21 protein-coding genes, 1 pseudogene and 1 riboswitch are annotated in these 25,896 nt (G+C 48.7%); of the genes and pseudogenes, 5 read left to right on the forward strand and 17 right to left on the reverse strand.

The window, feature by feature from the left end:
- Window positions 1-166: 166 nt before the first annotated feature.
- A riboswitch (cyclic di-AMP (ydaO/yuaA leader) is annotated at window positions 167-314 on the reverse strand.
- Window positions 315-982: 668 nt separating this feature from the next.
- A pseudogene (locus ACETK5_RS32510) lies at window positions 983-1,210 on the reverse strand (hypothetical protein); the annotation flags it as partial.
- On the opposite strand from ACETK5_RS32510, the gene ACETK5_RS32515 reads away from it, so the two are divergent.
- Window positions 1,209-1,715 (forward strand): exosporium glycoprotein BclB-related protein, encoded by a 507-nt coding sequence (locus ACETK5_RS32515; RefSeq protein ID WP_459213717.1) that lies wholly within the window; start codon window positions 1,209-1,211, stop codon window positions 1,713-1,715. The pseudogene ACETK5_RS32510 and the gene ACETK5_RS32515 sit on opposite strands and share 2 nt — an antisense overlap.
- A gap of 58 nt (window positions 1,716-1,773) precedes the next feature.
- Here the strand turns inward: ACETK5_RS32515 and ACETK5_RS30780 are convergent, their stop codons facing one another.
- From ACETK5_RS30780 to ACETK5_RS30795, 4 genes are all read right to left on the reverse strand, one after another.
- Window positions 1,774-2,517, reverse strand: a complete 744-nt coding sequence (locus ACETK5_RS30780) for an SDR family NAD(P)-dependent oxidoreductase (protein WP_100541400.1) — start codon at window positions 2,515-2,517, stop codon at window positions 1,774-1,776.
- Window positions 2,518-2,705: 188 nt separating this feature from the next.
- Complete coding sequence (locus tag ACETK5_RS30785) at window positions 2,706-3,317, reverse strand: flavin reductase family protein (protein WP_100541399.1); 612 nt, start codon at window positions 3,315-3,317, stop codon at window positions 2,706-2,708.
- Window positions 3,304-4,266 (reverse strand): ring-cleaving dioxygenase, encoded by a 963-nt coding sequence (locus ACETK5_RS30790; RefSeq protein WP_100541527.1) that lies wholly within the window; start codon window positions 4,264-4,266, stop codon window positions 3,304-3,306. Before ACETK5_RS30790 ends, ACETK5_RS30785 begins: the two co-directional genes overlap by 14 nt.
- A 232-nt stretch (window positions 4,267-4,498) precedes the next feature.
- Window positions 4,499-5,578: an AI-2E family transporter gene (locus ACETK5_RS30795; protein WP_100541398.1), complete on the reverse strand. Its 1,080-nt coding sequence runs from the start codon at window positions 5,576-5,578 to the stop codon at window positions 4,499-4,501.
- 224 nt (window positions 5,579-5,802) lie between these two features.
- On the opposite strand from ACETK5_RS30795, the gene cls reads away from it, so the two are divergent.
- Both cls and ACETK5_RS30805 read left to right on the forward strand, forming a co-directional pair.
- Window positions 5,803-7,251 carry a cardiolipin synthase gene (cls, locus tag ACETK5_RS30800; RefSeq protein WP_100541526.1) on the forward strand — a complete coding sequence of 483 codons (1,449 nt, stop codon included), beginning with the start codon at window positions 5,803-5,805 and terminating at the stop codon, window positions 7,249-7,251.
- Window positions 7,252-7,372: 121 nt separating this feature from the next.
- A complete protein-coding gene (locus ACETK5_RS30805) occupies window positions 7,373-7,777 on the forward strand; it encodes a VOC family protein (protein WP_100541525.1) in 405 nt (134 codons plus the stop codon).
- 49 nt (window positions 7,778-7,826) lie between these two features.
- Here ACETK5_RS30805 and ACETK5_RS30810 read toward each other — a convergent pair whose 3' ends face one another.
- The 6 genes from ACETK5_RS30810 to ACETK5_RS30835 all read right to left on the reverse strand — a co-directional run bounded on the left by ACETK5_RS30810 (window position 7,827) and on the right by ACETK5_RS30835 (window position 14,960).
- Window positions 7,827-8,465, reverse strand: coding sequence for an FMN-dependent NADH-azoreductase (locus ACETK5_RS30810; protein ID WP_100541397.1), 639 nt, complete (start codon window positions 8,463-8,465; stop codon window positions 7,827-7,829).
- A gap of 156 nt (window positions 8,466-8,621) precedes the next feature.
- Window positions 8,622-9,050: a MarR family winged helix-turn-helix transcriptional regulator gene (locus ACETK5_RS30815; protein WP_100541396.1), complete on the reverse strand. Its 429-nt coding sequence runs from the start codon at window positions 9,048-9,050 to the stop codon at window positions 8,622-8,624.
- Window positions 9,051-9,245: 195 nt separating this feature from the next.
- The gene (locus tag ACETK5_RS30820) at window positions 9,246-9,656 is read right to left on the reverse strand and encodes a VOC family protein (RefSeq protein WP_326115761.1); all 411 of its coding nucleotides are present in this window, start codon (window positions 9,654-9,656) and stop codon (window positions 9,246-9,248) included.
- Window positions 9,657-9,925: 269 nt separating this feature from the next.
- Window positions 9,926-13,594, reverse strand: a complete 3,669-nt coding sequence (locus ACETK5_RS30825; RefSeq protein WP_394059619.1) for a glycosyl hydrolase family 18 protein — start codon at window positions 13,592-13,594, stop codon at window positions 9,926-9,928.
- A gap of 515 nt (window positions 13,595-14,109) precedes the next feature.
- The gene (locus ACETK5_RS30830; RefSeq protein WP_100541393.1) at window positions 14,110-14,478 is read right to left on the reverse strand and encodes a YybH family protein; all 369 of its coding nucleotides are present in this window, start codon (window positions 14,476-14,478) and stop codon (window positions 14,110-14,112) included.
- 122 nt (window positions 14,479-14,600) lie between these two features.
- On the reverse strand, window positions 14,601-14,960 hold the full coding sequence (locus ACETK5_RS30835) for a MerR family transcriptional regulator (protein ID WP_100541392.1): 360 nt from the start codon (window positions 14,958-14,960) through the stop codon (window positions 14,601-14,603).
- Window positions 14,961-15,077: 117 nt separating this feature from the next.
- Between ACETK5_RS30835 and ACETK5_RS30840 the strand changes: the two genes are divergently transcribed.
- Window positions 15,078-15,716 carry a nitroreductase family protein gene (locus tag ACETK5_RS30840; RefSeq protein WP_100541391.1) on the forward strand — a complete coding sequence of 213 codons (639 nt, stop codon included), beginning with the start codon at window positions 15,078-15,080 and terminating at the stop codon, window positions 15,714-15,716.
- A 361-nt stretch (window positions 15,717-16,077) separates the two neighbouring features.
- On the opposite strand, the gene ACETK5_RS30845 is transcribed toward ACETK5_RS30840, so the two are convergent.
- Complete coding sequence (locus ACETK5_RS30845) at window positions 16,078-16,701, reverse strand: nitroreductase family protein (protein WP_326115764.1); 624 nt, start codon at window positions 16,699-16,701, stop codon at window positions 16,078-16,080.
- Window positions 16,702-16,829: 128 nt separating this feature from the next.
- On the opposite strand from ACETK5_RS30845, the gene ACETK5_RS30850 reads away from it, so the two are divergent.
- Entirely contained in the window at window positions 16,830-17,180 is a 351-nt protein-coding gene (locus ACETK5_RS30850) for a winged helix-turn-helix transcriptional regulator (RefSeq protein WP_100541389.1), read from the forward strand.
- 66 nt (window positions 17,181-17,246) lie between these two features.
- Here ACETK5_RS30850 and ACETK5_RS30855 read toward each other — a convergent pair whose 3' ends face one another.
- The 5 genes from ACETK5_RS30855 to ACETK5_RS30875 form a co-directional block, all read right to left on the reverse strand.
- On the reverse strand, window positions 17,247-20,216 hold the full coding sequence (locus tag ACETK5_RS30855) for a GAP1-N2 domain-containing protein (RefSeq protein ID WP_394059620.1): 2,970 nt from the start codon (window positions 20,214-20,216) through the stop codon (window positions 17,247-17,249).
- Window positions 20,216-21,475, reverse strand: coding sequence for a hypothetical protein (locus ACETK5_RS30860; RefSeq protein WP_100541387.1), 1,260 nt, complete (start codon window positions 21,473-21,475; stop codon window positions 20,216-20,218). Before ACETK5_RS30860 ends, ACETK5_RS30855 begins: the two co-directional genes overlap by 1 nt.
- Before the next feature lie 74 nt (window positions 21,476-21,549).
- Window positions 21,550-22,191 carry a beta-mannanase gene (locus ACETK5_RS30865; protein ID WP_100541386.1) on the reverse strand — a complete coding sequence of 214 codons (642 nt, stop codon included), beginning with the start codon at window positions 22,189-22,191 and terminating at the stop codon, window positions 21,550-21,552.
- Between the two features lie 17 nt (window positions 22,192-22,208).
- A complete protein-coding gene (locus ACETK5_RS30870) occupies window positions 22,209-23,474 on the reverse strand; it encodes a vWA domain-containing protein (RefSeq protein ID WP_394059621.1) in 1,266 nt (421 codons plus the stop codon).
- Between the two features lie 37 nt (window positions 23,475-23,511).
- The gene (locus ACETK5_RS30875; protein WP_394059622.1) at window positions 23,512-25,896 is read right to left on the reverse strand and encodes a transcription initiation factor TFIID; all 2,385 of its coding nucleotides are present in this window, start codon (window positions 25,894-25,896) and stop codon (window positions 23,512-23,514) included.

A 25,896-nucleotide genomic window follows, 5' to 3' on the forward strand; every position in this document is an offset into this window, starting at 1 on the left:
TTCAATTGGTTCAACATTTGCCGACCTTGCCCCTCCTCTTTAGCAGAATACAAAAAGACCACCAAACAGGGGATCTAGACATAGCTCCGCCAGCAGGGGGTCAAAAAATAGAGAAAGGCCCCTATAGAGAATAAAGGGCCTTTGTTATGAAACATCCATTATGTATAAAAGACCCATCCACTGCTGACGAGGTTAGCTGACGGACTCGGGTAAGATGGTACCCTACACTCGTGATTCCAAGTGACTCGCCCCTGGTGAAACTGGTTCCCCCGCTTTCCGGAAAATGTATGCCGGAAACTAAGCGTGTGTTCATGATAAAGGGAAGTTCAGGAAAAGTCAAACCCCTTTAACCGCTTTTTTTGGAAATTTAGAGGCGGAAATGCCATTCTTCCAGGGTATATTACACACCGGAAAAATGCCTCATTCAAGCCTGTCCCCTTACCATTCAGGGGGGTTATTCCAGGCTTATTTTTCGCTATATAGCAGGCGTTTGACATGCCTCCCTTACTCGTTCATGTGATGGATAGTTTATGCCATGAATTAAACCCGGATTGTGAAAGCTTCCCCCATTACATGTAAGGCCTAATTTTTTTTTTGAAACGCTGCGTAATAAGCCTATGAACATCGTATGGAAATTTGAAATTCATCCTATGGTTTTTGCTATTCGTCAATAGATGAATGCCTTAAGGGCTAGCGTACATTCTGGAAATTATAGGTGGATATCTATCATTTGTACGCTATTAACCCATGCCGTACCGAGAGCACTTGCGTAGTATAAAACAAATCTAAAGGAGGTGCTTCATTTGGAACGTTCTTCTAGAAAGAGAAAATTATTGTGTGCTCTTAAAAAGATAGAGAAAGAAGTCATTCATGCGAAGAAAAAGAAATGCCCGTCTCATGGTCATGGTGGCCATAAAGATCATGTATGTGTTGTTAAAAAGCGCCGATGCCCAAGAGCTATCCGCGGACCTGTAGGTCCTCAAGGGCCTATCGGACCGGTTGGACCGGTTGGACCAGCTGGACCTATCGGGCCTGCCGGACCTGCCGGACCGACAACGGGTATTGCTGGACCAGCTGGACCTGCTGGACCTGCCGGACCGGCGGGACCTGTCGGGCCTGTCGGGCCTGTCGGACCTGCTGGAGCCGTCGGACCTGCTGGAGCTACTGGGGCTACTGGGGCTACTGGAGCAGCTGCCGGAGGAGCCATCATCCCATTCGCATCTGGTCTGCCACTTGCTCTGACTACTGTTTTGGGCGGATTGGTAGGTACAGTCGGTCTGGTCGGCTTTGGTATTTCCGGCCCTACCGTTACCCTCGCTGGTGGAACGATCGACCTTACGGGAGCAGCAGGTACTGCACTTGACTTCGCATTTAACACGCCACGAGCTGGTACCATCACTGCACTGTCTGCTACCTTTAGCACTACTTTGGCGCTTACCCTGACAGGAACCACGGTTACAATCACAGCCCAACTGTACAGTGCACCGGCTACGAGCAATACTTTCGCACCGATACCAGGCGCTCTTGTTACGTTGGCTCCGCCGCTCACAGGCATTGTAGGTCCCGGAACGGTAAGCAATGGCTTCGTAGAAGGCCTGGCCATTCCGGTGGCAGCCAATACCCGCTTGTTAATGGTATTCTCGGCAACAGCTGCTGGCGTAACTCTTGTCACTGCAGTCGCAGGTTACGGCAGCGCTGGTGTCAGCATTATATAAGTTTCGTCTTTCCTCCTGCAAACAAAGCCCCGATTGTTATATCGGGGCTTTGCTTCAATTATACGGCCGTATACCCGCCATCCACCAGCAAACTCGTGCCTGTAATGAAGGATGCATCTTCGCTGGCGAGGAACAACACGGCTTTGGCTACTTCTTCCGGCTGCCCCAAGCGGCCCATCGGATGAAGGCCGACCAGATGCTGCGTGATCGCTTCCGTTCTTCCCTTAATAAGCGGCGTATCGATATATCCCGGACATACGGCGTTGACCCGAATCCCTTTAGGAGCATAATCCGCGCTCATCGACTGGGTTAACAGCTTAACGCCTCCCTTAGCGGAAGCATAGGCGGTAACCCCCGCTTTTCCGACATGGCTATGGATCGAGCCGCAGTTTACGATCGCCCCTCCGGTTCCTTGGGATAGCATTTGCTGGATTACATATTTATCACACAGGAACACCCCTGTAAGATTAATATCAATCGTTCTTTGCCAGTTGTCCATCGACAACTGATCGGCAGGCGCATCATGAGCAATGCCTGCATTGGCGAACAATACATCAACACGGCCAAAATGCTCAACCGTCTGCTTCACCATATTCGTAACTTCCTGTTCTTGGGTTACATCCGTCTTAACGAACAGCGTCTCAAAGCCTGCTCCTCTTAATTCATCGGAAACGGCCTGTCCGCGGTCCGAATAATCCGCGATAACAACCTTGGCCCCCTCTTCTACAAAAAGCCTTACCGCTGCTTCACCGATCCCGCTGGCGCCTCCCGTCACAATGACAACCTTGGATTCAAACTTCATATGTCGATCACTCCTATATTGTGAATTCATCATATCGGCCCCACATTCATGTAGAATTTGCATATTCCAGGCAGGATATTCCACAAGTCCCGTTTCTTTCATGGACCAACGCGCTATCGAATAGCGGTACATGAACGCTTACAGCTTGATATTCGCTGCGTCCTAACCCTTATCCATCCCATCCGCTGTTATACGGGCCGCTCGACCGTAAACATCTCTCCCAGTGAAGAATAGATGTTTCCCGCCATACGGCTTACAGGCTTCAACTTGGCAGCGTCAATCCGGCCTTGCTCGTAAAGCTCCTCTGCAACATGGAAGCGGACTACGCGGGCAATCAGGAGATCGGCAGCAGGAAGCTGATCCGCGCCATTCAAAGTGACGGCCTGCTCCAACACACATTCCATGCGAATCTTGCATTCCAGAACGCCGGGAACTTTAACGACCTCGCTAACGACCGGGGTTAAATGGGTTCGGTCAAGCTCACTCTCATGCGGGGGCAGGTTCGCCGCCGTTTCGTTCACGGCTTCTACGGTGTCTTCGTCCACGATATGGATGACAAGCTCGCCGCTTTGCATGGCATTTCTCGCTGTATCCTTAGCCGTACCGTTCTTCCGCTGAACGGAGACGGACAGCAGAGGGGGATTGCTCGACAGAATGGAAAAATAGCTGAACGGCGCCGCATTCAGCACGCCATCCTCCGATAATGTCGTAACAAAGGCAATCGGCCGCGGAACAACGCTCCCGATCAGCAGCTTGTATATGTCCCGTTCGCTTTGGGTATTCGGGTCAATGGATATCACTTGAGTTGCCCCTCTCCTGTATTTTGACTTGTATAGGCTCCAGACCTTCCTCAATACGGGCTCGCTCCGGTTCAAACCAGGCAGGAAGCTTTAATTGTTCCCCGAGTGAGTCCAGATCTTCATCCACCGTAAATCCGGGCGGATCCGTTGCGATCTCAAACAAGATCCCCCCTCGTTCCCTGAAATATAACGCTTTGAAATAGTTCCGGTTCCTAATATCCGTAGGGTGAAAACCATGCTGCTTCACCCATTCGTGCCATTTGCCGTGCTCACCATCATCTTGGGCCCGCCAAGCGATATGATGGGTCGTTCCGGCACCTCCAGCGCCCAACGGGATGTCCCGCATCGGTAAATCAATCACGTTGCCGAAGGGCCCCGCAGACTGAAAACGTGCATAGTTAACGTCCTCTCCCATGAAGGTCAGCCCCATTACCTGCTCCAATGCTTTCTTCGTTTCCTTCCATTTGTTACTGAACAGGACCGCACCACCAAATCCCTTAATCGCTGTTTCCGGCGTCACATCGTCTACAGACCAGCTGCTCTTCGGTCCGTTTTCCCGCTCGACCAGCTCCAGAGAAAGTCCATCGCGATCGGAGAACTGAAGATAGTGTTCATTAAATCGGTATGCTTTCATGACAGGGACGCCGAAGCTCCGTAATCGCTGTTCCCAATACGGCAGGGCACCTGCAGGGACAACAAATGTTGTATACCCAACCTGCCCTCCTCCACGTCTCCCTCTTCGCGAGGCAGAAGACGGAAAGAAGGTAATAATGGTCCCCGGGTGCCCCTCCTCATCCCCGAAATACAAATGGTAAACCTCGGGCGCATCGTAATTCACCGTCTTCTTCACCATTCTGAGCCCCAGTACCCCCGTATAAAAATCAACATTTCTCTGCGTGTCCTGCGCATAAGCGGTAATATGATGAATGCCTGCCGTATGTAATGCCATATCCATCGCTCCCCATCGTTTCGTGTCCAGCCCAATATTTCCAAACTTGATTCCGTTCGTATAATTCAATCACACAATCTTTATATTTAATATCTTTAATTTAAGATTATATATTTTTCATATCATTGTCAAGCGCCCCTTCATACCTCGGGCATACAAAAAGCCGCCAAGAACGATTCCACGCTCTTAGGCGACTTCAGCAGCTAGCTTCGGCCACATATTTATCCCGATTCTATGCTTTTTGCCATTTTTCTTTAAAGAACAGCTGATACACTCTCGTTACGATAATCTTAATGATCATGTAAATCGGTACCACCAGCAGAATCCCTATAATTCCGCCAAGATCCTGTCCCACCAAAACCAAGATAATGATCGTAATGGGGTGGATTGCCAGCTGTTTGCCAAAAATATACGGACCAATCAGGTTATCCTGAATCTGTTGGGCGGCCAGGATGACAACAAGCGACCAGATCGCCGTCCCCGGGGACTGGATGAACCCGATGATCACAATCGGGATCGAGGATAGAATGGCTCCGATAAACGGTATGAAATTTGCAATGACCGCGACAACCGTCAGCAGCAGCGCATAAGGCAAACCAATAATCAGGAAGCCGATATACATCAAGACGCCCAGCGCCAGGTTGATGAGGACCCGACCCACGATAAACCCTTTGAGTGCATTATTGATTTCATCCAGCACCGAAGCTCCGACTTCCTTGAATCGGTTAGGCAAAAAGCTGACAATCATCTCCCCGAACTTCCCGCCTTCCTTCAGCATGTAGTACAGCATGATCGGGAACGTAAATAAAACGATGGCAAAATTCGAAACAAACGAAAACAGGTTCATAATATAATTCGTCAAAAACGTAAAGCCCTGGTTCAAATAATCGGTTAGCTGTGTAAGCGGATTGGCGTTCTCCGGAAATATATCCTTGAAGAAGCCGTTATTCTCCCATTCCTGAAGCTGCTCGCCAAGCTTAGCAAACAATGCGGGGGCATTCTGTACAAGTGCCACGATCTGGTCCCGCAGGGATGGCCATACGCCAATAATAAAACCTGTAAGTATGCCTGCAAACACGACATATAGGAGCAGGATGGCCAGCGAGCGATTTAGCTTGCGCTTTTCGAGAAAATCCACCAGCGGCCTGAGCAGGTAATAGAAGAATCCTGACAGCATCAACGGCACAAGGATGATCGAGAAGAACGAAAGTACCGGTCTGAATATAAAATCCACCAGCGATCCCAAATAAATAATAATGAGGACCAGGATCACGGCAAGACATAATTTGAAAAACTTGTTCATTTTCAGCAAAAAGCATGCCCCTTCTCCTATTTTTTTCACCATCGTATCATGACCATGTGTGCATACACAAATCGCTTGCGTCTGCACTGGCATAGGATGCCCGGAGCGTAACGCCATCCCCTTTATAACCATTCGGCTCACTTCATCCTGTCGATATATACTTCTCCTAACGCCTCACGTATAATATGATGGATTGCAAGGGCAAGGATATAGTTTAGGAGGATATTATGAACCTGCATGTTACATCCATCATTCTTGGTCTGATCATCGTACTGAATATCGTGTTCTCCATGTTCGTGGTGTTCAGGGAACGGCGGGATGCCGGCTCCACCTGGGCATGGCTGTTGGTGCTGTCCTTTATCCCGATTCTGGGCTTTGCGCTGTACCTGTTGTTCGCCCAAAATTTAAGAAGAATCCGTCTCTTTCATTGGGATGATCTGCAGAAAACGGGAATTGAGAAGGTATTGCTGTCTCAAATGGAGAGGATGAATAACGGGGAATACCCGTTCAGCAATCAAGCGGCGGCGGATAGCAGCGATTTGATCCATATGCATATCAATGAGAATCAGGCGATCCTTACGGACGATAACCACGTTGAAATTTTCACGGATGGACGCAAGAAATTCGAACGCTTGTTTCAGGATATTGAGGAAGCCAAAGTCTACATACATATTCAATACTACATCATCCGTCGCGACGAGCTGGGCAAGAAGCTGATATCCCTGTTGACCAAAAAAGCAAAAGAAGGCGTGAAGGTAAGGGTTCTATACGACGAACTGGGCTCGCGTCAATTAACCAAGGGCTTCTTCAAAGCATTTCGCGAAGCCGGCGGAGAAGCCGAGGCCTTCTTCCCGTCCAAGCTGCGCTTCATTAATCTGCGCTTGAATTACCGGAATCATCGGAAGCTCGCTATCATTGATGGCGACATCGGGTATGTCGGCGGATTTAACGTTGGGGATGAATACCTGGGTCTCAACTCCAGGTTCGGATATTGGCGGGACACCCATCTGCGTATTCAAGGTGAAGCTGTTTATGCGATGCAGGTTCGCTTCATTCTCGACTGGAATCAAGCTTCGCACCATCACGATATTTTTTATGAATCGAATCTGTTCCCCAAGATCGATTCGCCAGGCAATGTCGGGATTCAGATTGTGACCAGCGGTCCGGATTCCAGGTATGAACACATCAAGAATGGTTATATCAAAATGATTTCGTCCGCCAAGAAATCGATTCATATTCAGACGCCCTATTTTATCCCCGATGCCAGTCTCCTGGATGCGCTCCGCATTGCGGCGCTGTCCGGCGTCGAGGTTAACCTGATGATTCCCGATAAACCAGACCATCCCTTTGTCTATTGGGCGACCTTATCCTATATCGGGGAAATGCTCAGAACCGGGGCTAACGTGTATCTCTACAATAATGGCTTCATTCATGCCAAGACAATCATCATTGACGAGAAGATTTCTTCCGTCGGCACGGCGAATATCGATGTTCGAAGCTTCAAGCTGAATTTTGAAGTGAATGCGTTCCTGTACGATGAGAATTTATCAAAACAGCTGACCCACATCTTCCATCAGGATCTGCAGGTATCCAGCCAGCTTACGATGAAGCAGTATCTGGAGCGATCAAGGTGGATCAAGTTCAAGGAATCCATCTCACGCTTGCTGTCACCTATTCTGTAAAACAAGCCTTAGCGCTGCCGCAACATTTAGCAATCCAGAAGAAATGCGGGAGATTCTGACCGTTTATACTAAAACCAAGGAAAACAAATCCATCATTTTAAAACTGGGAAGGATGTTGAACGTGGCTAAACTGACACCGTATATTTTCTCTGAGGATGCAAAAGCGCAAGCTGAGTTTTATACCCAAGCATTGGGCGGGGAAATCCTGTCCGTGCAAACCCATGGCGAGATTCCCGGAACCAAGGAAGAGCTTAAAGACAAGGTCATGCATCTTAGTCTGGTAGCCGGAGGAATTCCCATCTTTATGTCGGACTCCATATTCCAAACCTTGGAGCGCGGAAACGGAATTCATCTGAGCCTGTCGTTTGAGAGCGATGCTGAAGCACATGAAGCTTTTGACCGCATGGCCGAGGGCGGTAAGGTGATTGATCCGCTGAAAACTCAATTCTGGGGAGCGCTGTTCGGGGTGCTGGAAGACAAGTTCGGCGTATTGTGGCAGGTAACGACAGAAGTCCAAGTCAATTAATGTTAGAAGGCCCTTTCAAGTTTCACTTGGAGGGCCTTTTTTGTGTGATTTATTTGGAACTCCACCGTTCCACGACTTCCGCTGCGGCCAATCGGCTTGTGTCCAAAATATCTTTAACATCGAGCATGGCGCGGCCTTGTGCACGAATGATCTCATAATCCGTAATGCCAAGGAATTCGAACATGGATTTCAGGTACTTATGCGAATATTCAACCTCTCGGTACCCATCATTCTCCGTGTATATGCCGTCGCTGCCCTGAATGACCACTACACTTCTTCCGTCGGTAAGAAGTCCTTCGGAGCCGCTTTCCGTATATCTGAACGTTTCCTTCGGAACGATGATGTTATCCATATAATCTTTCAGCTTGGAAGGGATGTTAAAATTGTGCAGCGGCATGGCGATTACATACTTGGATGCTCCTTTGAACTGCTGCAGGATTTCAGCCATCCGTCCCATCACCCTCTCCTCACCCTCTGTTAGCGGCTCCCCGCTCTCAAGCTTTTCCCACCCGTTTAGCAGACTTGCGTCAATGGCGGGTACGTCCTCCCGATATAGATCAATCTGCTCGATCAGACTGGCCGGATTCTGCGCTGCATACTTACTTACGAAATGCTCCAGTACCTGCAAGCTCAATGATTTCTCGCTTCTTACCCTCGGATGTGCATTAATAACGAGTACGCGTTCCATATAAACAACACTCCTTTTATTTTGTGGACAACAACGTCACCAGCTAGCTTGCCAGCCCTGACTCACCTCCCGATCAGAATCATATGCTTAATCCAATTCTGCTTTTATATAAAATTTGTTTGTACATACAATTATTGTTTTGCGAAAATAAAGACCTCAGTCCTTATTCTCCAATTGATCACTCACCTCGTATAAACGCAGCGATAATTCATCACCTTCGGCATGACCTAATATAGCGCCGTAACGACTGCGCAAATTCATCCAGCACTCGTGAATCACTTTCTCCAAAGCCTTCCCTTTATCGGTTGTATAGATCAGTGACATCCTTCCTTCCACTCGATTATAAACCAGCCCTTTAACGGCCAGCTTCTCAACCAGTCGGGTTACGGTAGAAGGCTGAAGATGAAGAATTTCGCCTAATTCCTTCTGCGAGATCCCTTCCTTCTCATATACAGCCATAAGCAAATAAGCATATGTGGGTGACAATCCGCTTGCGGCAAACTCGTCTTCGGCCATCTTGGTAATGACCCGGCTAAGACGATTGGCAGTGAAGTAAAGGCATTCCTTGATATACGTGTTTAACATAACGGCTACCTCTTTCGCTGAGTTCATCCTGTTGAATCACCATTTATTGTTTGCACATACAAATATAATGGATTTCCAAATAAAAGTAAAGCGGCAGATTTCCCCCATAACCCCCGGAGACCGCTGCCGCTTCATTTTATTAGGGTGTATGCTTCTTCATGTTGAAGATCCTGCATCTGTTTGCTTCCATGCTTCTTATTCGACCTGGCTCTGATCCATATACATGACTTCCCACAGGTGACCATCCGGATCCTGGAAGCTCCAGCCATACATAAAGCCATGATCCACCGGATCATTGGAAGGCGACCCTCCCGAGGAAAGCGCGGCATTGACGATTTCGTCCACATGCTCCCGGCTTTCGGCGGATAATGCCAGAATCACTTCCGTTGTGTTGGCGGCATTCGACAGATCTTTCTTGGTGAACGTCTTGAAGTAATCCTCGGTGAGCAGCATGGCAAAGATGTTATCGCCGATGACCAGGCAAGCCGCATTTTTGTCCGTAAATTGGGCGTTAAATTCAAAGCCGATTTTCGAGAAAAAGTCCTTCGTTCTCTCCAGGTCCTTTACAGGTAAGTTCACAAAAATATTGTCGCTTTTCAAAGCCATTTCGAATCACCTCGTCGATTTGATAGATTCATCTTAGCATGAGCAGCAGCGCGGTATTTCTCTTCAATTGCTATGTTCAACCCAAGCCTCGGGAATTCAGCTTGCGAAGCATATTCAACCTCTCGATCCCGTCCATTCAGGTTTAGTTGTTAAAAAACGCAGCAGCGATTCAGCCGGCTATAGCATATAACCCCTAATCGAAAAAAGGATGCCTCCAGGCAGTGTGAAAACTCGCCTGTGAGACATCCCATTGTATTACGAATCCATGTTTAGTTAGACAAACCCACTGCCCGCAGCAATCTCATGACGGTTACCACCGTCTGAGCTTTGGTTACATGGGATTGCGGATCCAGCTTGGAGGCGGATACGCCTTGCATAATCTTCTGCTCCACTACGAAGGCGACGGACGACTTCGCATAGGACGAAATCTTGGAGTGGTCTTTGAATTGGTTTAACATTCCTTGGCTGGCTTCGTTCTTCTTGCCGGAATAATTCAGCACATTACTCAGCATGACGGCCAATTCCTCACGCGTAATCAAGCTGTTTGGATCAAAGGTATCGCCTGAGCGTCCCTTCACTAAACCTGCCGCTTTCGCCGCTGCAATCTCTCTAGCATATCGTGATTTCGGATCTACATCCTTAAAGTTGGAATTACTGTCGTCAGGCAGAATACCCAAAGCTTTCACCACAATGGATATAATCTCGGCACGGGAAATATGTTGATCCCCGCCGAATGATCCGTTACTTTCTCCAGATACGATCAGCTTGGCAGCAGCCTGCGCCACGTCTTCTCTTGCCCATGAAGGGATCGCGTCGCTAAACCGGATATCTTGCTGAATCAGAGCATAAATACCGCTGCCAGTTTTCTTGATTTCAACAGTTACCGTACCATCCGCGTTAACCTTAAACAAGGTCGGAACGGATCGAAGCTCATGAGTACCTGGTATATAAACCACTCCGGTGGCACGTTTTACATTTATCTTTTTCGCATCGACGGTCATAAATTCGCTGACATGGGTTTTGCCGAAATGCTTCAGCTCGGTCGTTGTCTTATCCGCGTTTATTTGCTCAAGCTTGAACAACAGCGGATCGGCTAGTACTTCTCTTCCCTTAAACAGTGTCTCCACGCTTGCTGCATCGGCAGCCCCTGGAGAAACAATCGAGACTTTCACAGGGCCGGGAACCGTCATCAGCGAAGCCGGAATCCGATATTCTGTGCCGTTCACGTTAATGGAGAGACTTGCGTTGGCTCCTTTTTTCGCAAGAGCTGCGATGATTTCCTGCGGAACCTCAACCTCTGCCTGCTTCGCACCTGCACCTGCATGGATCTGGAAGTTGGAGGAATCCGAAAGGTTAATGCTGTTAACAGCTGCAGCCGTAGGTATGGTAACCACAGCTTTGTCGCCATGAAGCGTGACTTTTGCCTCTAGCTGATCTTTGGCTTTAGGCGGTTGTGGTGTCGAAGGCGCTTGGGAACCAGAGCCTCCCGAACCTCCTGATCCGCCGGAACCGTCAGATGCACCGGAACTGCTGCTTAAAGTCGTTACGCTCAACAAATTCGAAGCGCTGGAGACGCGGTTAATCTCCTCTCCCGTTCGATCCACTGCAAGTACATGAATTTTGTAATTAGTTAAAGCATTAAGGCCATGAATGGTGTAACTATTCTCTATACCCGAACCTGATAAAGCATGATTCACATATACTTCGTATCCCGTTGCACCTGCCACAGCATCCCATTTCACCTGAATGGAGCTTTCGCCGACACTTACTCTTGTGAGATTCGCCGGAGCCGGGAGTGCTGAAGCATTGGCTTTGCCGTCGATCGGCAAGTCGTGAATGAGTTGAGTCGTCAAAGTCTTATTGCGGTCGCCGCTGATATCCCAACTCATGACACCCGCAATATCCAGCGACTTCACGATGGAAGCGGTATACTTCATCGTGTTCTCATCATTGTACGTGATGAACACTTTATTTTGGTCGTTGTACAGGTAAGGCACTTTGGCGGATTCGTTCCAATATCTCTGATAGCCGTTTTTGTCAATGTAGTTATTCTCGAGGTCACTGAAGTCGAAAATGCCCGCTTCCCACGATTTTAATGAGGATCCACCCTTACAGGTTTGATATTGACCCGTAGGGGGGCAATCATCCCATCCCTTACCGTAGTAGGGAACGCCCGCGATCAATTTATGTGTTGGCACCCCACCGTTCAGATGACCTAACAATCCGCCGAGCACATGATTTCTTGAAGCGGATGAGGCTGCCTTTGGATGCTCTTTGTCATAGAACAGTGGTGCATTATGATGACCCAGCGTCTCCCAGCTTCCACTAAAATCGTAAGTCATGATATTGATGAAATCGAGATATTTCACGGAATTCGCAAGATCTGCATTTTTAACAAAATTATCTCCCTGCCCAGAAGCAATCGTCAGCAGATAATACTTTCCGTCCTCTGAACCGGCTGCATCCAACGCCTCGCGAACGGTTTTCATTAATAATGTGAAGTTTTCCGTATCCTCTGGTGCTCTGGAGTTCGAGTCTTCTCCACCCTCAACAGGATACTCCCAGTCAATATCGAGACCATCAAACCGGTATTCCCGGAGGAATTTAACGGCAGAGTCGGCAAAAGCACGGCGTGTCACTTCCGTCATAGCTACGTTAGAAAAATGATCGGACCATGACCAGCCTCCTACGGAAATCATGAGCTTCAAGTGGGGGTTAGCTGCTTTTACTAATTCAAAAGCAGTGAAGTTTTGAAAATCAAACGTAGGATCTCCTATCACAATTTCGCCATCATGGACGTATCGGTCCTGTGCAGGAATATTAGGATCTTCACAGGCTCTCGGTCCGCTTCCGTATTTCTTCCAACATACATCTGCGAAGGCATAGTTAATGTGGGTGATCTGTGATAGATCCAAGTCGCCAGGATGAAAATTACGATCTTTGGTACTAGCCGACCATGATGTGTAATACGTAATATTGTTATAGTTGCTGCCAGGCACAACCGGCACAGCTTCGCTTTCAGGCGAAGTCCATAGTCCGTTATGGCCCACTACCTTATACGAATAGGTCTTGCCTTCTTCCAATCCAGCAGCTACATACCGACTCTCGCTACTCGAACCAACCTTTGCTCCATCCTGATAAATATCATAGCTTGTGGCCCCAGGCACCGGTGCCCAGCCTAGTGAAACCGTAGATCGTGTAGCCGTGACTACCTGCAGCCCTTCGGGCTGAGCCAGTTCCCCCCACTTAAGAGTAACGGCATTACTATTGGCGGATGCTTCCAAAGCTCCGTTTACGCTCCTTTGTGCACCTACTTTAAAAGTATAAGTCTCTCCTGCTTCCAAAGGTCCATAGGTAGCTGTGGTAACGGAGTTTTCCCAAGTGCCGCCTTTCCATGCTCCATTAATATAAATGTCATAAGCTTCGGCTCCGGGACTCGAACCCCAACTCAGCGCAACCGTATCTTTTGTTACATCGTCAATTTTAAGATGGCTTGGAGGAGTCAACGGTGCATCTTTATATTCAGCTTCGTCTTTGGTTGTGGTGAATTCCAATACATTGCTTCTGTGTTCTTTTTTCACGTCGCCATCCCAAGTAATATAGATCCTATAGGTCGTTTCAGGTGTCAATCCGGTCACGGCACGGGTCCAATAATTGCCCCAAGCCAGCCACTTGCCTGAATCCGCGTCCCACACCTGTACATTATTGTCATCCGCTACGGGTTTGAAATCCCATTGAAATATCGCCATATTATGAGATACACTTTCTATCCGAAGATTCTGCGGCGCCTGCGGATCCTGAGATCCGTAGGTCGAGCTTGTTACCGTTAACGGATCGGTGTCAGAGCTAATGGCGGGAGTCTCTGAGGAAGGGGCAGCTTCTGCTGCATAGGATGCAGGCGCATGAAGCAGTGGTGTAAAAATGAGAATAAAGGCCAAAAAACATATCACCCATTTCGGGTGCTTTTTCGTTATAAAGGATGTCACCGTTTTCACCTCTGTTGATTAAATTTCGATTGCAAATGATACAGCATTTCAATGAATGTCTGTCCCTCGGTGTCATCGAGTGTTTCTTTGATGACTTGCCTAATTTCGCATATCGCTCAAATCCAACTTGTATTGAAAGCGGTTACTTATATTTGTACAACGCAACTATGTAGAGTTCCCTCCCCCTCTCTACTCATGATTGAATCACTGTCCGTACGCTCTACTACAGCCTCCTTTCTTGGATTCCTTGTTGTTCAATAAATATTCATACATTTGTATCATGGAACCTACACTATCGATTGAGAAGGGATACATTTCCATAAACATGGGATAAATTCTTGTAATTTTATATTCTGTTAATAAATTCAACCTGGAATGGATCTGTCAGGGCCTGCAATCTTTACAAATGGAAAAAGAGCCCTCCAAGGACTCTTTTTCTTTTATTTATGCAGTGCTATCCAACCGATTCATCGAATCGTACTTAAATGCTCGTGCTTTAATTTCCATATGCCATCAGCATCGCAAACAAACACATTCGTAGCTCTCCCGCTTCCGGACATAAATGTCCCCTGATGATAACCCTCAAAGTGGAAGGTATAAATACATACCGCCGAATAAGCATCACTCGCGATCCAATCTACATCCTCCGCCCGGTATACCTCATCCTGAATAACATGCCAAGCGTGTTCGAAATATGCTCGAATCTCATTCAGAGTATGACAGCTCCGGTCCGAAAACCAATAGACCGCTTCTTCGTCGAGCAGCCGGGCTACATTGTCAAAATCATGCGTATTCGTAGCCGCTATGTATGTCTCAAGTGCCTTTTGATATGACATCGTTCCGCCCCTTCCACTCCTCAACTAGGCATATAAGTTAATAAACAAAGTATAGTACAATTTTGTTCAATGACGGATCTTTCCTGGTTAACTTTCATATATCTGTGTTTATGTTAATGTCCTTAACATTTCGTTTGGAAATTTGCCTTTCCTTCCAAGACTGCATTCAAGAATTTTTTCGACTTTTTCAATCGCTTCTGGATCTCTTCAATTTCTTTGATTTTTTGTTCAACCATTTTTGTCTTTGCCTCGTATGATAAATTAAGTTGTTGATTTACTAGCAAACTTAATTCTTCTATAGAAAAGTCTACGGATAAAAGTGCCTTCACATCATCTAGAAACTCAACAACCTCTTCAGAATAAACACGATAATTATTAACATCTCTTTTAACATAACTGTCTGGAATTAGGTTTTTACGTTCATAGAATCTTAATGTTGATATGGGCAGACCCGTTAATTTTGAAACATCGTTTATTTTCATAATAGGACCTCTTTATTTCTTGCTATAAACCTAGGTTCATAGTTCATAATACGAAATATGATAACGAACGACATACACAATGTCAAAAAAATCTAGGTTATCAAAAGGAGAGGTTCTATGTTTAACCATATTCAAAACAATGATTTCGCCAATATCGTTATGGGTCGACGTTCTGTCCGTAATTATGATGAGAATTTTAAAATATCGAAGGAAGAGATAAGCGACATGATTTCGGAAGCCAGTCTGGCTCCATCCTCTGCAAATATGCAGCCTTGGCGTGTAATTGTGGTCGATACTCCGGAAGGAAAAGAAAAGCTAAGACCTCTTGTGCGTTTCAATACACTACAAAATGATACTTCATCAGCCATGATATTAATTTTTGGCGATACCCAAAGCTACTTATATGCTGAAGAAATTTACAATACAGCTGTGGAACAAGGAAAAATGCCAGCTGAAGTACGAGATCGTCAACTCGAAACTATTCTATCCCTGTTTCCGTCTCTATCAAAAGAAATGAAAGTTGAAGTTGCAAAAGTCGATAGCAGCCTCTTTGCCATGCAGTTCATGTTAGTAGCTCGTGCACACGGGTATGATACGAATCCAATGGCAGGCTTTGAAGTGGATCAGTTAGCAAAAGCATTCGATTTAGATGAAGAACGCTATGCTCCAGTTATGATCATTTCATTAGGAAAAGCCAAAGAAAACGGGCATGAGTCGGTTCGATTAAGCTCTGACAAAATTACATTTTGGAGGTAACCATTTATCCGTCATCGATTAACCATTCTTTCAAAAACGAGAACTCTATAGCTTGTTATGCTAGCCATAAACTCAATCAGAAAGAAAAAACAGCCGGTCATTGTGATCGGCTGCTTTGGCTTCAGGGAATAAATGAGCCGAGTGACATCGCCGGGTCCTCATTCGTAATATCCTTGCACAGCAGGCAGACGCTTGTACTCCTCAAGCTCCTCTACCGTGCCGATCACGTCCTCAACCAGCTTGGTCATCTGTTTACCGTCTTTGCTTTTATCGCATTCGCTCCATGCATAGTGGTAACTTCCACTCGCAACCTTTACCGTCAGGTCAAAACTCTTATGCGGCTTTTTATTATACGCTTCCTTTATATTTTGTTTATATAAATGACTTTGCCCACATCGTGTCTAACGGTTTTATGACCTTGTTTAATTCCTTTCCCAATGGCGATCAGCATCACATCTTCATACCTATCAGAAATCTGTAAGGCCGACTTTAATTGTTGGGAATCATACCCGGACATGGTAATCGTATCAAGACCTGCCTCGTTCGCCAATAAAACGAACGACATCGATGCCAGGCTTGCGTCTCTTACTAATTCGAGCTTTAAATCATCTTTTGATTTTTTTAGATAATAATCGATTGCCGCGTTGGCTAAATAGTCTCTTAAGGATGCGTCAAAATAACCCTTTTGGAATCCATCTTCATGGATATTTATAATGTTTTCTTTTTCAAATGCTTGATAATCGCCCAGTACAACGATTAGTACGGATGCTTCTATTACCTGTTGCTGATGAAAGGCAATGGGTAGTAACAAGTTCCTTAAATTCGGGTCGTCTATAACCAGGTACCGTGTCGCTTGAATATTGTTTCCGTTGGGCGATTTACTGGCTCCTTCAATCAATGCCGCCAACGTTTCCGATTCCACTTTATAATGGGGGTCATAATGTCTGACAGAACGTCTTTCTTCTATGATCTCTCTCACACTCATTGTTCTCACTCACTCCAAATGTTTTATTTGCTTCACAATCCGATTATAATGGACCGTAACGTGGCGGAAAATAACGCACAATAAAGTGGGTTAGCCACCTTTATGTGCCTATTCAGGAGGAATACACAATGAACAGCCTCAATACGGGAATCAATATTTTTATGAATACGGTAGGAGGAAAGTGGAAATGTTTAATCCTCTTTTTTCTGAGTCAACAACCAAGGAGAACAAAGGAATTCTATCTGCTCATGCCAACCATAACGCAGAAAGTCTTAACCGAACAATTAAAGCAGCTGGAAAGGGATGAGCTTGTCCGAAGAGAGGTATTTAAAGAAGTGCCGCCTAAAGTAGAATACAGTTTAACTGAGCTGGGCCAATCCTTCGTGCCTGTATTAAATACGATGTGTGAGTGGGGCAACACCTATGCAACCGCACAAAACCTTGAAAGAGAAGAACAAATCTGCTGCCAGCATAAATAGGTGGTCGTGCATAAGAGGCACGAAAAAAACGAGCAGACGTATGGATCGTCTGCTCGTTTTCTATATTTAAACTTCCTCATCCGTCTCATTCTCCGGAGTCTGCTCTTCCGAAAGCGCGCTTTCGTCGGACAGCTCATACGAGACGCCATCCACAACAACCTTCTCGACTAGGGATACGTCAATCGGTTGATCCAGCTTCACGGTGACCTGACTTGAATATGTCTGGTTTTCCTGAGCGTCACCAACGCTATCCGATGACTGCACGCCTTCACCTTCAACAGGATCAGACGAGCCTTCCCCTTCTGTTGTCCCGGTATTCGGGTCCGCTTGATTGCCAGTTGAATTAAGCTCTGTCCCTGATGGATCAGTATCCGCTTCACCCGTTGTGTCATCGGCGCATACCCGCGATAATTCAGGGCCAGCGGCCTCAAGCAGCGTGCCTGCATCCTTGCCTACAATCTCAATCTTATCCACATTGAAATCCCGGCAAGCCGCTGGCTGTTTAAAATGGAAACTCAGCTCGGTCTTGCCCTCCTGCCCGCCTTCCTCCACCACCGTTGCCGTCAATAACGGCTTTTCAAGGACGGTATCGGTAGAAACCGGAGGTGCGGTGACCGGAGGCGTGACGACCGGATTCGGATCGGCATTGCCGTCCGCAGGTCCTTTGCCGTTTTGGATCATCATGAAGACGCCGCCTGCAATCACAATTACAACTAGTGCGGCTGAAGTGATTTTTACGAACCGCGAATGTTGGCGAAACCATCGCACCAACGGCGATGCCAATTCTGCCCTAACCTTCGTATAAACCGGTTTGAGGATGGGCGCAGGAGAATGGAAATACGTTTTCACATAATCCTTATTCTTGAAGGCTTCACGGTCATAGGTTTTGAAATAATCGACGATGGCGGCAGCATAAGCCGGAACAAGTCCCCGCGGCCTAACGAATACCGGCTGCTCGGCAGACCACTGAATATACTGGTATACCACTTCCGGACTCTGGCCGTATCTGTGCAAATAATCCAGCAAGCCCCGGTAGTCTACCGCACTGGAATTGATATCCGTGCAGAAAGCCAAGGTTATGCTCTCGAAATTGGACGGTTCCACATGATGCTGCAGCCACTTCCGCATGATATGCTGGGTGCGCTCCCGTTCCTCTGCTGACAGATCCTCCAGTACCTCCGGTTGGACCTCTTCACGGCTGGACCACTGGAAAAGGGCGAGCATGACTGCGGCCTTGGACCGAATCCGGGAGTCAAAACGCTCTACCCAACCCTTGAACTCCTTCGGCATTTGAAGGAAGCCGATATCCAGCAGCTGTTTCTGGCTTAATTGCTCGGGCTCCAACTCACGCAAGAGAAAGAGGTTTGCCGCATAAATCAACCGGTCTGCAAATGCAGTTCCGCCTTGGTAACGGCCAATTCCCCTCTGAGGATGGTGCTCCAACGAATCCAGTTGATCCAGTACAGCGTTGACCGCTCTCACCGGATCCGGATCATGCCTAAGCTTATCCACAAGCTGGGTTTCCGCTAACCTGATATAATTCTCCTGCTCCAGCAAGAGAGGGTGGTTTCGAACCCACAAGCCGATCAGATCTACCAAGTCGGCAGGCGACGCCGCTTGCTGCATGCGCGTTTTCATGTACGGATCGAACATCAACGCCGGCAGTCCCGGACTGGTCAGCACCCTGGCATAGAAGGCTCGGCTTAAGGCCGGGCTGCCCTCCAGTAAGTCATAAATCGCCTCGGTCACATCCTGACGCTGCTTCGATAAGGCGTTATTTAAGGAGCGGATGAAATATTCCACAATCAGATCATGATGCTGCCGGGGATTGATGCCGTGATAATCCTTAACGAAACCGGCAATCGCTGCATCCGGAACATGTCCGCCTTTGACAAGCTCGAATTCCTGGGCAAACAGGGTGTGGAAAAGCTGATCCAGCCGGCTCTTTGAAACAAGGGCGCCTGCCGGCTTCAAATAAAGCAGCAAAGCACGCAGCACGGCATGTTTATGCTCATGGTACAAACCCACTTGACCTTCTTCAATCTGGAACAGCACACATAAATCATCGTAGCTATCCAGCGAGATCCCCAGACCCGGCTCCATATCCGCAAGCATCTGCTCGGCGAAGGCAAAAAAGCGCTCGGAGCGATCCGGGTCCAACAGCGTCTCCCATGCAAAATCAAGATAAGGCTGCTCGGACCATTTCAGGTCGGCATTGATGACCCTGCCGGCAGCGAGCTCAAACAAATAATCCTTCTCGATGCTTCGGTCGCTTAAGCGCAGGCTGCCCTTCTCCACGAACATGAGATGAAGTCCCTTCTTGCTCTGCGGCTCCTTGGCATAGGTAACGAATCCAAGCACCTGCCGCAGCGCATAGGGCAATCGGCCAAACAACACAAAGAGCAGCTGCTCCGCCTTCGCGGACAACTGTTCCACAGGGACGTCCAGCACGATGTATACCTTTTTCTTCCCGGCAGCCGCGGATATGCATGCATAAAGCAGCTGTTTGAATACCTTCTCGTCGATCCCTAGCTCCTGCAATAAGGTCGGCGCCTTCTTATATGAAATGGCCACTTGGGAATCCCCCTGAACCGGAATGGCAGGGAGCTGCGGCAGATCAACGCCTGCTTCGATATCGTAATGATCGGCAAAGGAGGCCTGGAGCCAAGTCTGATAAGCGTTATGCTCATCTACAAGAAAACCGTCGGGAATGACATAATGATGCGTAAAAAAGGCACTGCGCAGTCCCGTGAAATCCGCAGGCTGAAACACGCTTCGCCCCAGCACCGTTTCTCCTGTTTCCGTATGGAAGAGATGAAGGGCCGCCGGATAAGCCGCAGCGTCCCGCTCGCTGCGTGCCGTCAGCTCGCCAGGAGCTTCGTATTGGCAAAAAGGATGCAGCACCTTTTTGATAAAGGAAGCCTCCAATCCGGACGAACGGGCCACCGTATCAAAGCCCTCGGCCGAACGGAATATGCCTCGCCGCTCCCGCGTGTACATCTGCTGCTGTATGGTTCGGGATGGGAAATCCGGCACTAGTCTTCCCTCCCCTGAATATACTTCAGCTTGTACAGAAGCCAGATGAACGGTTCATCCACCCGAATCGGGCTAACGACGCTTTGCAGCTTCTGATCGACAGGGTTGCTGCCTAAAGCCGATACGGCAAAATACGCTGTATTCGAAAAGTATACATCCATCGTTCCCTTGAACGGGCGGTCGACCTTCTCGATAAAACGGCGGATCTCGCCGTCAATATTTTCAAATTCGGTCAAATTCAAAAACTTGCGGTGTACCACATTGTTAAAGATATTGCTGTTCAGCTTCACGTATTCGCCATCCTCATCCTTAAGCGCGTGAAGCATGTCGCTCTTGGTTAAGACGACGGCTGTCGGAATATCCGTCTTGCCCTTGTCCTCATAAGCGATGAAATCGCCGAACATCGTCAGCACGACATCCCGCGGCTCATCATACTGGGACACCCATTCCCCGGGCTGGTCACCGAATTTCAGGCGGATTTTCTCCCGAATGGAGCGGATTTGGAGCGGATCCACCATAAACAAAATACCCGCGGAATTCTTGATATGCTGTCCATGAAGTCCCAAGTAATCCTCATCCACCATGCCCTCACCCGCTACGTCAAAAAATACGAGGGTTAACGGCGGCTTGGATTCATCCTTGAACACGAATTGGAAAATGAACGGCTCCTGCATCTTCTCCTTCTGCGTGGACGCCAGCAAATCTCCGCGCTCAAATAACGGCTCCTCATAGCCCGTACGGAACTTGCGGCTGATCTCGGCATTCAGCGGCATGCAGGCCGCATCAAAATGATCCGCCGTTGTATGCTGCAGCGTATGAATGAGCGAAGTCATATAAACCGATTTGCCCACTTGGGAAGCACCGATAATCGAGATAATGTTGCTTGGCACCTTCCCGGCGGTTACCGGAAGCTCATTATGGCATTTCGGGCACAATCGTCTGCGCGTGACGACTCCGTAACGGTCATTCAATCCAACCAGCACATGATCCGAATAAATGTGCTGCTCCTCCGGTATGTCGCTCGGACGGATAATCGCTTCGATATCATAAACGGAATCCAGCCCAAAGCGTTCCCGGTACCGATTCAGCTCATCATCTTCCCCAAGCGCATAGTCCTCGTCATCCTCCCGGTCGTGGGCAGCCCGGAAGACAACTTCCTTCGGAGCAAACTTACTGAAACAGTAAGGGCACACAATATCATAGAACAGCGGCCTTGGCTCCGGCTCCGGTTTTTTCTTGAATATATCAAAAATGCCCATCCTTTGTACCTCCCTTTGAACCCTATGAATTACACACTAACGCGTTCTTCGTGGTTACTGTGTGTTCGGTCTCTCTATCTATAAACGAGCTCATACCGTTGTCCGTACTTCCTTCCATCCGTAAAAAACAGGCGCACGTAATCGTTCTTGCCCACCTCAATCGCAGGCAATACGTTGCGTCCGGCAGCAAAATCCGTCACGAACGGATACAAGATGCCGTCTTCCTTGTTGACCGGATAAGCCCCCTGCTTCTTCACGTAACATAAAGCTTCCTTCGGTACCGGCACTTCCGCCGTAACCTGAATTTCTATCGTCTTATAGGGCTGCAGCCAGCGGCTTTTTTCGCGGATGGAGTAGACCAGTCTGGCTTTGCCGGTACTGAATCGAATGCTATTCGTTTCATCCGGCTGTCTGATTAACGCCATCTCTCCGTCTTCGGAAGACAAGGCGTATACCGTGTACGTGATCTGACCAATCCCGTCCAGCCGGTCACGGTACCCGTTATTCGCCTTATACTCGTCTCGGGTATATAGACGCATTCCGCCAGGTAGCGGATCACTTGCTGGCTGACCGAATCCGTCGTCCATCGCACGGTGAATGTATACCGCTTGAAGACCCGGCGGCCAGCTCCAGCGGAGCGTGCAGTAACCATCGTCTAAATGATAGCTTAATCCCTGAATGACCCCTTCTCCGGGCTCCGCATTTTTAAACCGCATATCGAACGCCCCCTGCTTTAAAATCCTCGGCTTGTTGAATCATTCTGCCGCTGCCCTCTTCCCGTAAGGCCCGGCCGCTGCACATTGCGGATAATCCTGCTGCTCTCCTTAACCGGAATCACCAACGTGAACAAGGCGATGATCCCCGCAAGAATAAGGCAGGCTATCAGACGAACGGAGGCATCCCCAATTTCCTCTCCGGAAAGACCATATTCCAGAACGATGCCTGCCAGTACGCCCGATACCGCGCCGCCTATGCTGAAGCTAAGCGCAAGATGGCGGTTGTCAAACATTGTTCCGAGGGCCAGGCCCATGGCAGCGCCAATGAGCAGCATCGCAGCGATTCTGCCGATCTGATAATAAACGCTATCTTCCATAGCGCCCGTACGTTTCGTCAACAGCGAACGGTCTCCGACATCGTTATAGATTTTCTGGAAAATAAAAGACAAATCTGCCGCGTTCTGCACATCGTAATATTGCCCGCCCGTTTCGGCAGCAATCGTCTGAAGCAGTTGGGCACCGTCCGGGTTAACAAGGCTGAGGCCAATCGTATTCACCGCGATTTGCTGCTGCTTATAGTCCGCAAGCACACGATCATGGTCCGTTTCGCTAAAGCCGTCCGACAGCATAATGACCATGGCGCTTCGGCCGGCATCCTGGCTTTCCTGAATATGCGACATGGTATCCTCCAACGCAAGACTGATGTCCGTACCGCCATCGGTTGCTGCCAAACCGTCGATTTCCGCGATGATCTCATCCTTGGTTTCTTGGTTCTTCACACGCGTAAACGGCTGCAGTAACGTTGTCGCATGATCAAACACCATTACCGATACACGGTTATCCTCATCCATGCGGTTGATCAGATTTTTGGCCGCCGTGTATCGGTCCTGATTCGGGTCCGTCTCATTCATGCTGCCCGAATTGTCAATGACCAGCACGATATCCTTCACGGGCTTGACGCTGCCCGGGTTCAACTGGTACACCCACTCAAACAGCATGCCGAGCAGGAACAATGCCACCAACGTGGTTGGGATCAGCAGCTTCCATGATGTGCCTGTGTATCGCTGTCTCCATGAGCTCCCGCTCAAACGGGGGGATATCAGTTCTGCGATTAAGCAGGCCAATCCGATGCAAAAGGCCAGAATCCCGAAATAGATCCCTGTAACCACGATGACAGGAAGCCCTGTCCCCCACTGGCGAAGCAAAAATTCCCCAATGGCAAATCCGAGTCCCCCACCGACCAGACTAAGCAGCAGCAGGAGAGGGTTTAATTTTCGTTGCACAATACACGCCTACTCTCTGTATCAGAATCTAAGAACGTTAGCGCAGTTCGGGAAGTTGCGCCGGTTCCATGCCATGAAATTCATAACCATTTGCCGTATAGGTCTCGTAGTAGGTTCTGCCATTCCGATAATACATCAGATCCTCCAAGTGGAAACCTCCCATCAGGTTCAGCTTCTCGACCCCGCTGGAGCGCTTCTCATGCACGATGCCAAGCTTGTACACCCGTAAAGCTTCATCGGCGTGGATCGCATAACGGACGAATTCGCTGTCGGCATCGCCGAAGAAATATTTCTCCTCATATCGATGCTCCTGCGTATAGTCAAGCAGCCTGACCAACGTAACGGAGTTCTCCTCCAGCATCCGGTAAAGCACCTTAAACAGGTCTTCCTTGGCGAGCACCTGCTTGTTATTGTAGTCGATGGTTACATTCGCCCGCCGCAGCAGTTCTTCCTCGAAGGTCTGCACAAACGGCTCTGCCGTCAATAGATCCCTCAGACAAACCCGGATCATGTTCGACAGGATCGGTTCCGTTCCTTCATGCGTAACGATGGAGAGATTGCCGACATACCGTTCCTCGAAGAAGACTCCCTGGCCGCGCTTACTCTCCAATTCCAGCATCAGCTCTTCCGTTACAAGGCCATAATACTCCATCAGGTTCTGGCCGATATAATCGTCTGCGGTACGTATGCTCGACTGGGCTGCTTCCAGCAACTCCGCTTCAAGCTGGTCCAGCATGTTCGCCTGCTGCTTGTAATGACGGTGGATCCGTTCTAACTCCGCCTCATAGAGCCTGTACAGCGCAAGCTCCGTTTCCAGTAATAGAAGCTCATATTTCCGCCGATAGACCTCACCAACGAAATAGCGAATGAAATGACGCACATTCTGTTTATCTCGAAAAGGAAGCTTCTTGAACGGCTGGCTTTCCACGCTTTCCTCATAATAGCGGTTTAGCCCGTCCTGCTCGGTCTTCAGGAGGCTGCCGAGATCCCGGATTCGAGAACGAACCGCTTTAAGCAGTATCCCCTCTCCCGCCTTGTCGCTCGTCCACTCCACGATTTGATAACAACCGATTTGCGGATGATCCGCCAAGGTGCGAAGAAGCGCACGATGAAGATCCTCAGAAGTGCTTATATCGCTCAGTCTCTTCTGGACTTCCAGCTCGTAATTGCTGTGGAAAAATTGCCGACATCCTTCGCCGAACAGCGCCTCTTCAGCCTCGCGAATGTTCATCCGCTTCAGCCCGGCAAAACTGACGGGGTGTGACATCATACCCTTTAGCCCGTCCAGATGCTCTGCGTTCGGCAGCATCCGGTCCGCTTTTGCCGATACGGCTTCCGGGTCGAGACCGAAGTAGGTCAGGCATTCGTGAACCTCCGGTTCAGGCCCGCCCTTCATGCGAAGCAGCAGCCCGCGGCACAGGTGATAGAGGACCGTGAGCGCAATCGGCTCGCCCGGCCTCTTCACCCGGGCAAAGCCAGCGGAGACAAAGCCTTGTCGGCCGGATTCCGTCATGATATTGCTTTTGAAGGACGTATTGTTGTAGATGCCCCGGATTCCGTCATAAGTTTCATCCTTCTGCTTCCGGTTCTTAAGCAAACCCAGATGGCAGATGATATCGTAGATATCGAGCATCCCGGCGTATCCCGATATGCCCCGTTCATTCTTATCGGACAGCACATAGACGAGATCAAACAACGGCGAGGCTGGGTGAACGACCGGAATGGCCAGCCCATCCTCCGTGACCTGCAGCGGCGCAGAGAAGCTGTATTCCCGGCTTTGCATCAGCTCCAGCTCCCGCAAGAAGGCAACGCCCACGGAGCTCGCATAACCGTAGGATTCAATCTGCTCCCTTTCTTGAATCAGCGCATACAAATCCATTTGCACTGACTTGAAAGACTGCTGGAAGATGGATTCCGCCAGTAATGAAATTTCCGGAATAAACACATTAAACGGGTCGTCGACCCGTGTAATAACAGATAGATGAATCCGGTCAAACGATGAATAGCTGCGTCCATAGTCTGAAATGTGGTGGCTCAGCTTCCGAATCGCTTTGTTCAACCCGGCCAGGTGGTGCGGGTCCCGATAGAAGCTCTGGTACAGCTCCTTGCGTACGGACTTGGATGCGCCGTCTGACTCCGGCAATTGCAGATGATACCTGTGAAGACGACCCGAGGATGCGGAGCCTTTCGGCTCCCGCCCTCCATCTTGGCCCGTTCCCACGTGCAAATAGATGACACTTGCGCTGTTGTCCCATTTACGGTCATGTATCTCCATGATCGGCTCGATTGCGGACGCTGTCTTATCACCGATGAACAAGTATACCTCCGGGTAGTGGATGCTGCTCTGATCATCCTCCATCAAGGTAAGCTGCTCTTCCGATTTGGCATAGCCCGCAGCATACTGGCGAAGAATTTCCCTCAT

Origin of the sequence: Paenibacillus ilasis, assembly GCF_043195395.1 — a bacterium.
Classification (GTDB): domain Bacteria; phylum Bacillota; class Bacilli; order Paenibacillales; family Paenibacillaceae; genus Paenibacillus_AQ; species Paenibacillus_AQ lautus.